This is a genomic window from Vibrio navarrensis (genome assembly GCF_015767675.1).
In the GTDB taxonomy this organism is placed as follows: domain Bacteria; phylum Pseudomonadota; class Gammaproteobacteria; order Enterobacterales; family Vibrionaceae; genus Vibrio.
On sequence record NZ_CP065217.1, the window covers coordinates 1,764,551 to 1,777,770 of the forward strand.

Consider the following 13,220-nt stretch of genomic DNA (forward strand, 5'->3'; position numbering starts at 1 on the left):
TTGGAAAAAGCGAAGGCTGCATTGTAACGATGCAGATACATGCAAATGTCTGGCACGAAAGTGGGCTGACTTCCGACTGGTCTTCCGTTGCAAGATAATTTGAAGAACTTTATTCAAGGAGAAATGCAAATGATGATTTCAAAAGAGATTAGTGCCTCTCCTGACAGTGCTCAATGGCAATCCATAAACTGGAAAGCCGTTGAATCCCATGTTTTAAAGCTTCAGATGCGTATTGCAAAGGCAACACGAGAAGGTAAACACGGCAAAGCGAAAGCGTTGCAGTGGATACTGACTCACTCGCGTTCGGCAAAACTTCTTGCTGTTAAGCGGGTATCACAAAATAAAGGCAGTAAAACGCCTGGAATAGACGGCGTTATCTGGAACACAGACACGCGCCGTATGAAAGCAGTCAATCAATTGAGCAGAAAAGCTTACCAAGCCAAACCGCTCAAGCGTATCTACATTCCCAAGAAAAACGGCAAGCTCAGACCACTGGGTATCCCCTGCATGGTCGATAGAGCGCAGCAAGCGCTTCATCTTCTTGCTCTGGAGCCAGTATCAGAAACACTTGCCGACCCTAACAGCTATGGATTTAGACCAAACCGCAGCACTGCCGATGCAGTCGCACAGTGCTTCAAGTGTCTGGCATTAAAGAAATCAGCTCAATGGGTTCTTGAGGGAGACATCAAAGCCTGTTTCGACAAGATCGGGCATCAATGGCTTATGAATAACATTGCCGTAGATAAACGCATGTTGGAACAATGGTTAAAGTCTGGTTTTATGGACAAAGGGCTGTTCTACCGTACTGACGAGGGAACACCACAAGGCGGGGTCATATCCCCGACCTTGATGCTAATGACTCTTGCAGGACTTGAGCAACGCATAAAGTCTACTGCACTCAAAAAGGGTGCTAGAGCCAACTTTATTGGATACGCCGACGATTTCGTCGTCACCTGTGCTTCAAAGGAAGTGCTGGAGAACGATATCAAACCGTTGATTGCTGATTTCTTAGCAGAAAGAGGCTTAACACTCTCCGAAGAGAAAACGCACATTACCCATGTCAGCCGTGGTTTTGATTTCCTAGGTTTTAATCATAGGAAGTACAAAGGGAAGTTACTCATTAAGCCGAGTAAAACCAACACGCTACTGTTCCTAAGTAATTTGCGCGAACTCATCAAAAAGCACGCAACCATCCCCGTCAACGATTTAATCAAGTTGATAAATCCGAAACTCAGGGGCTGGTCGAATTACTATCGACACTGCGTTGCGAAACAGGTATTCGGATATGTAGGTCACAAGCTATTCCATACGTTATGGCACTGGGCTAAAAGGCGTCATCCAACAAAATCCAGAACTTGGATCGCGCTTAAATACTTCATCAACCGTCAAGGTCAATGGCAATTTCACGGTTGGCAGAAGATCATGAATATGGATTGTCAGTTCAATCTGTTTCAAATAGCCAAGGTGCCAATAGAGAGACATGTGAAAATCAGGAGTGCCGCTACGCCTTTTGATCCTCAATACCAAGAATACTTGGCAAAGAGGAAATCAAAGAGGCAATGCCGTAACTCGTGGCATGAACCTGCTCTCACTGCTTTATAAGTTGCTGGGTGCCAATCGGTGCCTTCGTGAAGGCTTGAGCCTAGTGCGGTGAAAGTTGCACGCTGGGTTCTTAGAGGGACGACACTTGGTAACAGGTGTCGTCTACTCGACAAAGGTGATTTAAGCAACTGCGAAGGATTCCTTCCTAGTTGCCAGCACGGAATAAGGGCAATTCGAGTTATCTGCGTATTTCGGTGATTGCGATCGCTCGTTTCCCCCCTGTGTCAGCATAGTTGTCGCCTAGATTTTTAAGGAGATAACTATGCCAGCCAATCCAGTTCCAATTGATATGAAAACGAAAGGCCAAACTTGGCTGTTACCACCATATAATTGGTCTCATCGAAGAATTGCTAAAGAATTAGATGTGAGTCCATCCGTGGTATCTAAGTGGAGAAATGAACTTGTTGAAAGCGGCCTATTGTCTACAGAGCTGCCCTTAGAAAGTGCTACTACTGATTATTCAGCGGAGCAGAGATTTTTCATAGTGATTGAAACTGCAACAATGTCTGAACGCGAGTTAGCTGAATACTGTAGGTCTAAAGGGTTATTTGTCGATGACGTTAAAACCTGGCGAGCACTGTCCTCGTGGTACTGGTAAATCACACGTATACAAAGAATGTTCTCCAAACTCCCTACTCGTTTCGGGTGGACAAACTACCGTTGCTAATCTTTTCTATAACATGTCGAGCCGTCAAGTGGGCCTTGTTGGCATGTGGGATATCGTCGCTTTTGACGAAGTCGCTGGTATCCGTTTTAAAGACAAAGATGGCGTGCAGATCATGAAGGACTACATGGCATCAGGGTCTTTTAGCCGTGGTAGGGATTCCATTGAAGCGAAAGCTTCGATGGTTTTCGTCGGTAACATTGATCAAAGCGTTGAGACCTTGGTAAAAACAAGTCATCTACTGGCTCCTTTCCCCACCGAGATGATTGACTCTGCATTCTTTGACCGTTTCCATGCCTACATTCCTGGCTGGGAAATTCCTAAGATGCGACCTGAGTTCTTCACCAACCGTTACGGCTTAATAACAGACTACCTAGCTGAATACATGCGTGAAATGCGCAAACACGGCTTCGCGGACGCTATCGATAAGTTCTTTAAGTTGGGTAACAACCTCAATCAACGTGACGTTATTGCCGTTCGTAGAACAACATCTGGTCTATTAAAACTTCTAGTACCTCATGGAGAGTACTCTAAAGAAGAAGTGCGTACGTGTTTGACTTATGCCCTTGAAGTTCGTCGCCGCGTAAAAGAGCAGCTCAAGAAAATTGGCGGTATGGAGTTCTTCGATGTCAACTTCTCATACATCGATAATGACACGCTCGAAGAGTTTTTTGTAAACGTTCCAGAGCAAGGTGGTTCGCAGATTATCCCACCAGGTATGCCTAATGCGGGTGTAATTCACTTCGTGAGTCCTGGCGCTGCGGGTAAACTTGGTGTTTTCCGAATTGAAACGCAAAAAACAGCAGGTAACGGCAAACTCACTACATCGGGGCTTGGCTCTGATACGGAAGCAAAAGAGCAAGTAAAAGTTGGCTTCGAGTATTTCAAAGGAAACCTGTCACGAATCGCTGCGAACAATCAGTACTCTGATCATGAGTTCCACTTACACTTTGTCGACCTACAGATGTCTGGTAACTCACATAGTTCTAGCCTCGCATCATTGATTGCGAACTGCTCTATCCTATTAGGTAAGCCGATGCAGGAATCAATGGTCGTCCTCGGCACTATGACACTAGGTGGAGTACTAAATCCTGTGCAGGATTTGGCAGGTTCTATGCAGGTCGCTCTTGAGGCTGGTGCAACTAAAATCCTTATCCCGATGGCTTCTGCTACTGATATTCCAACCGTGCCAACGGAAACATTTACTAAGTTTCAAGTCAGCTTTTATAGTGATCCTGTTGATGCGGTGTATAAAGCGCTTGGGGTTAGTTAAGCTAACAAACAAAAAGAAGCGATCATTTTGATCGCTTCTGTATCTAATCGAACTAACTTAGTGAATTGAATCAATCGTACTCACAATCAACCATTTTCATATACATCTGTAGTGCGAAAATCCCATCATTTCAAAATAGCTGACGCCAGTTCATTTCACTACAGTCCTCTACATATTCATCGTACTCACAATCAACCATTTTAATATACATCTGTAGTGCGAAATTCCCATCATTCCAACATAGCTGACGCCCGTTCATTTCACTACAGTCCTCTACATATTCATCGTACTCTTCTTCACTATCAAACACTTTGGTACGATTGATCATGCGATCACCGTTTGCTTCAGAGTCGATAGCTACGAGCAAAACCTTATCTCCATCGGCTTCGGTGTATTTCTCTAAATGGAAGCCGCCCGCGATTCCACAGCCAGCAGCACTTGTAGAAGATTCATTTAGCTTCAACCCACAACTTTCCTCTAACAGTGCATCAAGAGTGCATTCTTCCGAAAAGCCTTGCTCGGCTTCAGCGACAACTTCTTCAAAGAATCTGGTCATTAGCTCTTCGTCAAAGATACCTAATTCATCAGTATCTCTGTAATTATCCCTAAGGCAGTCATCATGACTGATATCGCAAGAATAAATTTGACAGTAACAATCAAACTCACCATCCACTAACTGAACGGTAAGCTCACCTTCCCACTTGATAGTATCACTCTCAACACTCGCCCATACCAATGCTTCGTAGCTTTCGTATTCATTTTTTTGGATGTTACTAAATCTTACTTCAATCTTACTCATGCTGCGTAACCTCTTGTTGTAGTTACAAAGCTTGAGTGAAGCGTTTCAAACTGAGAAGCCATGCGTTCAACCACGGAATCAGGCACACCATGTACATTCTGATAACTCCCCTTCATTTCAATCACCTCAAAGGCCAGCTCCATGTCATTCGCTAGGTTTTGATAGAATTTCATTTCCCAGTTTTTCACGAACGTGTTGGCAACAACAACATTGAAACCAGCTTTCAAAAGACGGGTAGTTTCAAGCTTGCACCAGTTATGTGCATTCTTAATCTGAGCATTATCGTATTGATATAGGCCATCTTTATCGATGAAAAACTGATCAGCCTCAACCAACTTTGCATCTAAAGTTTTAGCGTGCGTTGACTTTCCAGAGCCTGGGATACCGCGCACCAGCGTAAGTTTTTGCTCGTTGGTCACCATCTTATACCTCACCATTTTTGAAAATTGACGATACAAATAATGGCTCTTTAGTCATCAATTTGGCACGAGGAACACGATTGAAGCGAAGATCTTCATTCAGAGTCTTAACCTTTTCTACAAGGTCTGCTTTAAGTTGCTTTGTCAGTCCGTGAACCTTTGTACCAAACGAATCGAGGATTTCAGAGGTTAGTTTGTCGCTATAAATTGGGTTGCCAATGATTAATTCAGATGTAAATGATACCTTTTGGCCTTCTGCGGAAAAACTCAGCGTAGCAATGTCTCTACAACCGTGCAGAAGAAGAACTTCATCACCATTAACAGTACGAGTTGCGTATTGACCATCTCGCAATGCTTGTCGTACTATCAATGACGTAGCATTAAACTCACTGATTTCGAACAAAAACTCTAGAGCAAGCAAATACCCTGAAAAAAGTTGCTTTATAAGTTGCCTATGATTAGTAAAAGACGGATGTATCTCTATGTCGCTAATGCCGTTATATTCATCAGCGTTACAAATAGCAACTAGCTCTAAATCCATAAAGAGTCTTATCTGATACTGACCTGATACATCATCATCGAGTGGAATACCGTCGTAAGATGTGACTATGAGATGAGCGTCGGAAGACTTTAATAGAGAGTCTAATCTATCCCAATCAAGATCTAGGTAGAAAGAAGTGAATTGTTTTTCTGTGTTAAATATATCCATAACGGACTCCAAATAATAATACAAACTCATTATTGAGCTTGATAACTTAGTTCAAACGCCAAACTTACTGGCTAATTTTTAGCCGTTTTGGCACTTATGTTTCAATGTTGCTTCAAGTACTTTTTAGAAACACACATCGAACTTATTATTTTATTATCTAAGTTGTTATATTATTATCTAAGTTGTTATATTATTATCTAAGTTGTTATATTATTATTGAGTCCATAGAGTTTCCTCACTGGAACGCTATAAAAGCTACCATCACATCCAATGCTAAGTCAACAGAAAAAACCATTTAATAAAGCAAAAATAAACTCCAAAACTTCATTTTCACTGCGTTTATGTATAATTAAAGTATAAACATTGTGCATATTAGTAGAAAAACCTTCGGTCTAGATCAGTCAGTGAGAACGACATCAGAGAGTTCCAGAGCAACGTCACCCTAGAAAAAGCAGTATGATGCATCATACTGCCCTATCTATACCTCAAGCAGCAATTCTCCGTTAAATCAACAAATCAATTATTGAGATTGCATTCATTTGCTTTTGTCCGTGACTACAAACCTCGTATTCACGGTCATCGATTAAGCATATTACATCCAAGTTTTCTCGATTACTCTTAACGTGAGATGCATAAATGCTAAAAATAAATCTAGTCTCACAACCATCAGCAGTCAGAAATTTAGCTATAAGAGCGCTACTTTTTTCTGAATTTGAAAATCTGATTGCATCGAAACTTTTCAAAATCCAAGAGGGTTTTGATTTCGAAAACGTGACTGCTAATGACGCAGCATTGTGTGGGATCATCACTAACTTATCATTCACTTTCAACTTTGACATTACACCGTACGAAGGTATATTGACGTTTAATAATGTAGTACCGTGACTCATGTTTCGGTTCTGGTAATTAAAATCAGTTTTTATATCTTGAAAATGTAATTGATATACATCGTAATCAATCGTGATGCACCGCCCATTATCCTGGTCAATTATATAGTTGCCAATTTGTAACTGTTCACCGAGAGCACCTTGTGTTATCGCACGATCTGTACAGTTTAGAGAATTACGTTGAAATTGGCTGCTACAGCTCCGCCTGGGTAGCACTTAATGCTAAAGTTGTCGCCAATGCAAAGTCCTAATTCACTGTCGATACCTCACGGGTGAACAGTTACCAATTACAAAGCAATAATACTAGGAGTAGTCTGACGAGCATCGCTCACCGCATGGGTATCGTTAATATGAGGCGACAGTCCATTTTTGATCTTCCAGTGGCGTTACATACGGCGTGTATTGCGGTTAATTGCAAGCAAAATTAAGGCTTTGAAATCTGATTATCCACCGATGTTATGACAATTGCGTAACAAGGGATACGCCTGCAAACAGCAGCATCCTATTTCATGTTAGCTCCAGAGCAAGTGATGGGCTGTCGTGATACACCAAACAAAGAAGACCAAGACCACTCACCTGGATTCACCACAAAGCCAGTAGATGCTTCCAGTCCAGTCAGTATTTGAATATCACTATTTTGAGCATCGCTTTGATCCCCTGCCTGATTAGTTAACTCATCGCTAGATACCCTAAAATGATCACTGACGACTTCATTTCCGGCAGTCAATATATTCATAACATCCTGACTGTAAATCACCAACTCAATAGCTTCTGAGTCATTAATAGCAATGCTTTCTCCACCAAAATCGCCTGCGGCTAATCGAGTGGGAATTTCAAAACAACTACTAATTTCTCGTCCGTAAATTGTCCCATTACCCGTTATACCACGTAGTTGCAATAAAGTGCCCACAAGTGGCGAAGGAATATAGACAATGCCATACGCCCCTTCTGGAATTACCCTACCATTAGGGAGAATCAATGCCCCTTGAATATTCACTGTGTCATCGCCCTGAGCGATAGCGCTGCAACCACTCATCAACATAACAACTATAAGGGCAGCAACACACATAGACAGCATCTTAAAGAATATTTTTTTAGGTGCATTTTTCATAATATAGTGACTCAACATGGGGTTCTCGCCTTATGTGTCTAATAGGTTAATGATTTTTAAAAGGTCTTTGCTTTGATAGAATGAGTGATCTTCGCAAAGAGTTGAATCAGTATGGGGTCAACAAGGCTAACCATCGTCCTAGATCAGGAAAAAGGACGTCGTGATACAGGTTCTAGGACATAATGATGGCTGAAATGCAGAGATTACAAAGCGTATAGAGACTTAAATGGGAGCCAAAATTGATATGTTAGCGATACCACTGCCTTTTATTGTGACCTTGTTGTTGAGCATATTGGCAGCGATTTTGTGGTTACGAAATGAGCCTCATGAAAAACCGGCTCTGTATTTTGTCACTTTATGTGTTCTAACCACCAGCATGGTAGGCTTGCGATGGACATTTGATATTCCTCTATTTCGTCTATTGCAACCTATCTTGGCTTCTTTTATTCCAATCGCTGCTTGGTATTGCTTTACTCAAGCTCATGCAAAAACACGATTTCATTTTATCCATGCGATTGGTCCTCTACTGGCGCTGGTGTTTTCTTTAACCTACCCTTTTTGGCAACCGCCCATTGATCCATTACTAACGCTTTTGTACGTTGGATATGGCGTGGCATTGATTCGGCTTTCTCTAAATACCAGAAATGTACCGGGGCAAGTACGGATTAGTGACATCGATAAAGCACTCAGGTCCGAACGATTAGCAGGTGGGATGTTATTGCTATCTGCCTCGATTGACGGGGCTTTGGCGCTCGACTTTGCCTTATACAAAGGTGAACACGCTATGTATATCCTCACCATAGGACACGCGGTCTTGTTACCCATATTGGCTTTTGCCGTCATATCAACAACCTTATCCATACGACAATCGGATACAGAGGACACGTCAGAAAGTGCCCCCGAACTCGTTGGTACACCAGCAGCAGCAATACAAGAAGTGACTGATAAACCAACTAAACTCAGCCTCGATCATGATGAAGCGCAAACCATCATCGACAAGCTGGATTACCTTATGACAACGAAAGAAGTGTATTTAGACCCTGATTTAACACTGGATCGTCTATCAAGAAAGCTCGTGATCCCTGCGCGACAAATATCCATGGCGATCAATCAGATATTTGGTCGCAATATTTCTCAAATTATCAATGAATACAGAATCAAAAAAGCCCAACAATTACTGCTAGAAACCAATGATTCCATTACCCAGATTTACCTAAACGCAGGCTTTCAAACCAAATCCAACTTTCATCGTGAATTCAGTCGTATCACTGGACAAACACCGAGTGAGTTCAGAAAAACAAACAGACACTGAATAGTCTAATGCCTAGAACAGTCCAGATGGATACAGGCATTTCGAATGCTGCAATGTGTTAGCTCAAAGAGGCCTATTTACTAACGACCCAGTATGGTACGAACAAGTCATGTAAACTTTCACCAGCACCGCATTGACAGCAAAAAAAGTGTGATCATTAGCACTGGATCCCATTTTGCCTATTGAGTGATCATTCCTAGCGTTCATGCTGACTGCATGACTAAGAAAAAATCAAAATTCTCATCCTCACCACCTATTGCCTCAGACATTAACGAAGCGAATGCGTTGATATCCGAGTTATGGGAACAGTTGCGCCATTACGAAGATAGGCTAAAAACCAGCAGCGCTAATTCCTCTAAATCACCATCATCCGATGGACCCAAAGAGCGGGCTGAACGAAAAAAGCTCAAAGCTCTAGTGGTCGCCATCCGAGAGGAGCTAAACAGGGTCACGAAGGGCATAAACGACAACTCTCAGAACTAAAAGGATCCGATACGGTTGTTGATTGTTACCCCGAAAGCACATGCCCTTGCTGCGGTGACGCTGACCTCAAAATGAGTGACAAACCATTTTATCGCCACCAAGTTCATGAAATCCCAGCGCCACGTATCGACATTACCGAATATCGGCTCTATTCAGGTAAATGCGTGCAATGTGGGGAGGCCGTGAAAGCCCAGAAACCTAGCGATATCCCTCAAGGGATAATGGGGCCAAACCTAATGAGCCAAATCGCCATACTGGCTGGTCAATATCATCTCAGTGTCCGAAAAATACGCTCACTACTGCAAGAGCAGTTTGGTACCACTTTCTCAGTGGGTGCCATAAGTGAAGCGCAAAGCCGCATTGCTTCTATGCTGACGCCACTGCATCAAGCTATCAAAACCAACATACAATCTGCGCCACTGGTCCATGTAGATGAAACGTCGCACTCTAGAAATGATGAGAAGCGTTTGCGTTGGTGCTGGCTAGTGGCAAGCGAGGATTTAGTCTATGAAAAAATCCTTTACTCTCGTTCAATGCATTCAGCAAAAACGGTATTGGACTCAGACTATTGTGGCATTGTGGTCAGTGACCAATATAGCGGTTACAACTGGCTTTCTCCGGACAGACACCAACTCTGTTGGGCGCATGTCATTCGCAATCTACAACAAATTGCCGATTACACAGGCAAAGGGCACACCGCAAAAATAGGTCAGCGCCTTGTACTGCTGAGCAAATTAGTCTTTCGAACTCGGCACCGCTGGGAATCTAGCCAAATCGATGACGCTCTCTACCTAAATCGATTGAATCGCATACGTTGTCGTTTTAATCATTGGCTGGAAAAAGGGGCAACACAAATCCCAATTCAATGCTATCAAGGACGGTGTCGAAAGCTTAAAGAGCATAGCCAAAGTTTATGGCTGTTCTTAACCAACCCTAAAATCCCTCTTACCAACAACGAAGCAGAGCGACGATTGCGCGGCTTCGTCATTCAGAGAAAAATCAGCTACGGTACCACCTCGGACGCAGGCGATAAGTTCCGAGACCGTCTACACTCGCTAATCGAAACGTGTAAAAAGCGAAAAATATCGTCACTTGATACGCTTTCACGCATAGCCAACGCGGTGGTTCGTCAGCAGCCATACCCAAATGTGTTCGACCTTAAGCACACGAGTTTTTATCTAAATACCTAGTCAACATGCTACTGGTGAACGCTTACCATTTACCTTCTTATTATTTATATTATTATCTGTTTTTTCTGCTGCCGCTTTTTCTGCCGCGACTTCTGCTTCAACTCTAGCTCTTTCTCTTCTCTTGTTATCAACAAGAACGAACTGCGCTTGAATTTCGTCTATTGCATTGCTTTCAAACAAAGCTGACTTGGCAAGCTTGTGCAACGTGTAGATTTTACCGTTTGTGGTGTTACCTCTTCTATTTCTCTTCTCTACAAATCCAAGTGCAGTCATGATTTCTTTAAGTGCTCTTGATGCTGCCTTCTTACCTTTTGTGTCTGAGCGCTTCTTACCAGCTTTTAGTTCAGATAGTCCTGCTGCGTTAAAAGTTGATCTACGCTGTACGATATGGTTGTAAACTGCTGAAGTGTCTTCAACTACTATTTCAGTGTCTACGTTAAGATCTTTAACTCCAAGCGCATCAGCCAGTACCTTCATTGCTTTTGCCTCTTTTGAATTAGTGCCTCCGTTCAGAAGGTTGCCCTTCAGCGCTTTCAGGAAATCTTTTTTGAAAACCTTATTAAAATCATACACATCCTCATCAACACGCTCAGTGCTAATGCACAGTCTTTGTGCTATCTCGTACTTCTTAACTGCGTAGCTTTCATCTGTTGTCAGTTCTTCTTTTTCTTTTAGTTCTGCAATTGATACATTGTTGAGATTAAGCGCTTCAGTAGTAGCTTTCATCTCTGACTTTTCGAAAGCTTCTTTTGAAACTTTATCTACCTTCGAAGCAGCTTTAATCTCTTCAAAATCAACATCAACACGCTCAATATTAAAACCAAGTAGCTGTAGTGTTTTAGCTAGTGTAAATCGAAGATTACTTTTAAGTAGCTCGTCTCGAACCAAAAACTCAGCTTCTAATTCGCTAGTGATATTGCCTTTGATCACATCAGCACGATAATCAGTGTAAGCAGCAGCTTGTGAGAATGTTGGTACAGCAAAAGTCAACCTGATTGCTGTTCTAAGTCTTCTTGCTAATTGCACCAGCGCTGCTGGCTGAAGAACGCGATTACAAAGCACTATGACTTCATCAGCATGATTTGCAGTAATGCTGAAACCTTCTTTTAGGCATGGCGATACGATAACAGTGCGGTATTTAGCGATTTCTTTGTTCGGATCCTTAAGAAATGCTCGCTGTTCTTTTCCTCCCTTATTTTCGCTGTGTACGACCAGGATTCCCGCTTTTAGCGCTTTATTGTAGTCAACCTTGCCTTTCGAGTTTGTGTAGCCAGAAGTCTCAACAAGGCGGTCGATTTCGCTTTTTCTGTCGCAAGCGATGAACATCGGATTTTTGCTAAGTAGCTTTTTAGCTATTAGCTCTTGATTCATCATCTCGATGCTTTCGACAGTAGTAGCGATATCTCTGTATACGTTTTTACGCATGTTCACAGTTTTGACTTTGCGACCAAAAGCTTTTGCATACCTCACAGAAATCGCGTCAGTAGCATCAGCGTCCATGAAGATTAGTTTCTTGTTGCTTCTTATAGCTTGAGCCAGTTCTGCTCTAATCGTTCTTTTAGCCAGCTCGCTGATATAGTCAGATCGCGGATCGAAGATGGACTGTAAAACTTTCTCGCACTCATCAATGATGATTGTGTCCGCTTCTTTTACTGTCTCTGCTGTAAAAGCATTGGTAAGAGAGTTGACCGTAGCACTCAAGTGACTCGCATTTTCAATGACATGCATTTGTTCATCATAGAACGCTGAAGCAACATTTGATGGTGTGTGCTGCTTAACCACAGCGATAAGACCAGTTATAGTAGCTGTCTTGCGTCCCTTCTGTGCTTCTCTTTCAATGAGAGCTTTTGCAAACTCAGTTTTGCACGTACCTGTTGGAGAGCGTAGAACTACTACGTTACGTTCGTTCTGAGCGAAAACTTCCATCTCCATGTCGTGCAGTGTGAATGTGTTATAGTCAGCAGTAAGAGTGACAGATTTGATAATCTCTTCCATTAAGTCTGAATGAGATTCTTCGTAGATGGCTTCTGCTTTTTCTATGCTAACGCCAGTCCATTCCATCAAGCTTTTCACTGCTTCTTCATCTGATGAGATAACCGAAGGAACTAGAGATTTGACAGACTTGGCGCTCTCTCTGAGAAGCACCTCAGAGTTGAAAAGGCTAAAAGCTTCGCAAACATATTTAGCAAAACTTACATCGCTATTACCAGTGCTGATTCTCGTGTCAGTGCTTATGTCGTGCATATTTAGCTTATGCTTAATCGCAGTAAGAGCAATGCTTGATGCATACTTAGCTTTGAAGTCGAAATAAATAGCTGTAATTACCTTATCTTTAGCTTCATGCTTTCTGATAGTTAAAACAAGATGGTTTTGAGTTGTAACTACTATTCTGTCTGTAGAATTGAATTCTTCTGCTTTGGTTAGAATTGTTTCATCATCTGATAATATGAAGAGTTGAGTGTCTACTGCACTTTCTCCCTTTATGCAACTGTACGTCATTTTAAAAACTGCCTTTCCCTCTACGGGGTTATAATTATATTTATACTTTACCCTTTCAGTATAAGTGAATTATTTTCACTTTACAAGTTATAATCTTATAAATTAACTGTTTTTATTAATATAGCAATCAAGGGTTAATTGATTATCCTTGTATTATACATGAGTACTTGGTTTTATTTTATGCAAAATGCTTCGCATGTTTGCTTGCTCTATATATTCCTATTTGTTGCCTGCTTTTTTATTCACAGCAATGCATGGACTATGTATGTGGA

At 42.0% G+C, this 13,220-nt stretch carries 10 protein-coding genes and 2 pseudogenes; 6 read left to right on the plus strand and 6 right to left on the minus strand.

Annotation, left to right across the window (positions count from 1 at the left end):
- The first annotated feature begins 129 nt into the window (after nt 1–129).
- The 3 genes and pseudogenes from ltrA to brxL form a co-directional block, all read left to right on the plus strand.
- Nucleotides 130–1,602: a group II intron reverse transcriptase/maturase gene (gene ltrA / locus I3X05_RS08145; RefSeq protein WP_337971156.1), complete on the plus strand. Its 1,473-nt coding sequence runs from the start codon at nt 130–132 to the stop codon at nt 1,600–1,602.
- A 262-nt stretch (nt 1,603–1,864) separates the two neighbouring features.
- Complete coding sequence (locus I3X05_RS08150; protein WP_193188492.1) at nt 1,865–2,200, plus strand: helix-turn-helix domain-containing protein; 336 nt, start codon at nt 1,865–1,867, stop codon at nt 2,198–2,200.
- Nucleotides 2,184–3,539, plus strand: a pseudogene (gene brxL, locus I3X05_RS08155) (protease Lon-related BREX system protein BrxL); the annotation flags it as partial. The gene I3X05_RS08150 and the pseudogene brxL, both read left to right, overlap by 17 nt.
- Nucleotides 3,540–3,669: 130 nt before the next feature.
- Here the strand turns inward: brxL and I3X05_RS08160 are convergent.
- From I3X05_RS08160 to I3X05_RS08180, 5 genes are all read right to left on the minus strand, one after another.
- On the minus strand, nt 3,670–4,338 hold the full coding sequence (locus I3X05_RS08160) for a hypothetical protein (RefSeq protein ID WP_193188494.1): 669 nt from the start codon (nt 4,336–4,338) through the stop codon (nt 3,670–3,672).
- Complete coding sequence (locus I3X05_RS08165; RefSeq protein ID WP_193188496.1) at nt 4,335–4,760, minus strand: AAA family ATPase; 426 nt, start codon at nt 4,758–4,760, stop codon at nt 4,335–4,337. The genes I3X05_RS08160 and I3X05_RS08165 overlap by 4 nt, the downstream gene beginning before the upstream one ends.
- A 1-nt stretch (nt 4,761) precedes the next feature.
- Nucleotides 4,762–5,466, minus strand: a complete 705-nt coding sequence (locus I3X05_RS08170; protein WP_337970589.1) for a hypothetical protein — start codon at nt 5,464–5,466, stop codon at nt 4,762–4,764.
- Nucleotides 5,467–5,969: 503 nt separating this feature from the next.
- The gene (locus I3X05_RS08175) at nt 5,970–6,356 is read right to left on the minus strand and encodes a hypothetical protein (RefSeq protein ID WP_337970590.1); all 387 of its coding nucleotides are present in this window, start codon (nt 6,354–6,356) and stop codon (nt 5,970–5,972) included.
- Between the two features lie 499 nt (nt 6,357–6,855).
- Nucleotides 6,856–7,482, minus strand: coding sequence for a hypothetical protein (locus I3X05_RS08180; protein ID WP_193188453.1), 627 nt, complete (start codon nt 7,480–7,482; stop codon nt 6,856–6,858).
- Between the two features lie 208 nt (nt 7,483–7,690).
- Between I3X05_RS08180 and I3X05_RS08185 the strand changes: the two genes are divergently transcribed.
- From I3X05_RS08185 to I3X05_RS08190, 3 genes and pseudogenes are all read left to right on the plus strand, one after another.
- A complete protein-coding gene (locus I3X05_RS08185) occupies nt 7,691–8,776 on the plus strand; it encodes an AraC family transcriptional regulator (RefSeq protein WP_337970591.1) in 1,086 nt (361 codons plus the stop codon).
- A 216-nt stretch (nt 8,777–8,992) separates the two neighbouring features.
- Nucleotides 8,993–9,259 (plus strand): DUF6444 domain-containing protein, encoded by a 267-nt coding sequence (locus I3X05_RS23735; RefSeq protein WP_045569421.1) that lies wholly within the window; start codon nt 8,993–8,995, stop codon nt 9,257–9,259.
- Nucleotides 9,260–9,279: 20 nt separating this feature from the next.
- Nucleotides 9,280–10,449 (plus strand): annotated as a pseudogene (locus tag I3X05_RS08190) (IS66-like element ISVch7 family transposase); the annotation flags it as partial.
- Here I3X05_RS08190 and I3X05_RS08195 read toward each other — a convergent pair.
- Entirely contained in the window at nt 10,450–12,948 is a 2,499-nt protein-coding gene (locus I3X05_RS08195; RefSeq protein ID WP_193188120.1) for a hypothetical protein, read from the minus strand.
- Nucleotides 12,949–13,220 lie beyond the last annotated feature (272 nt).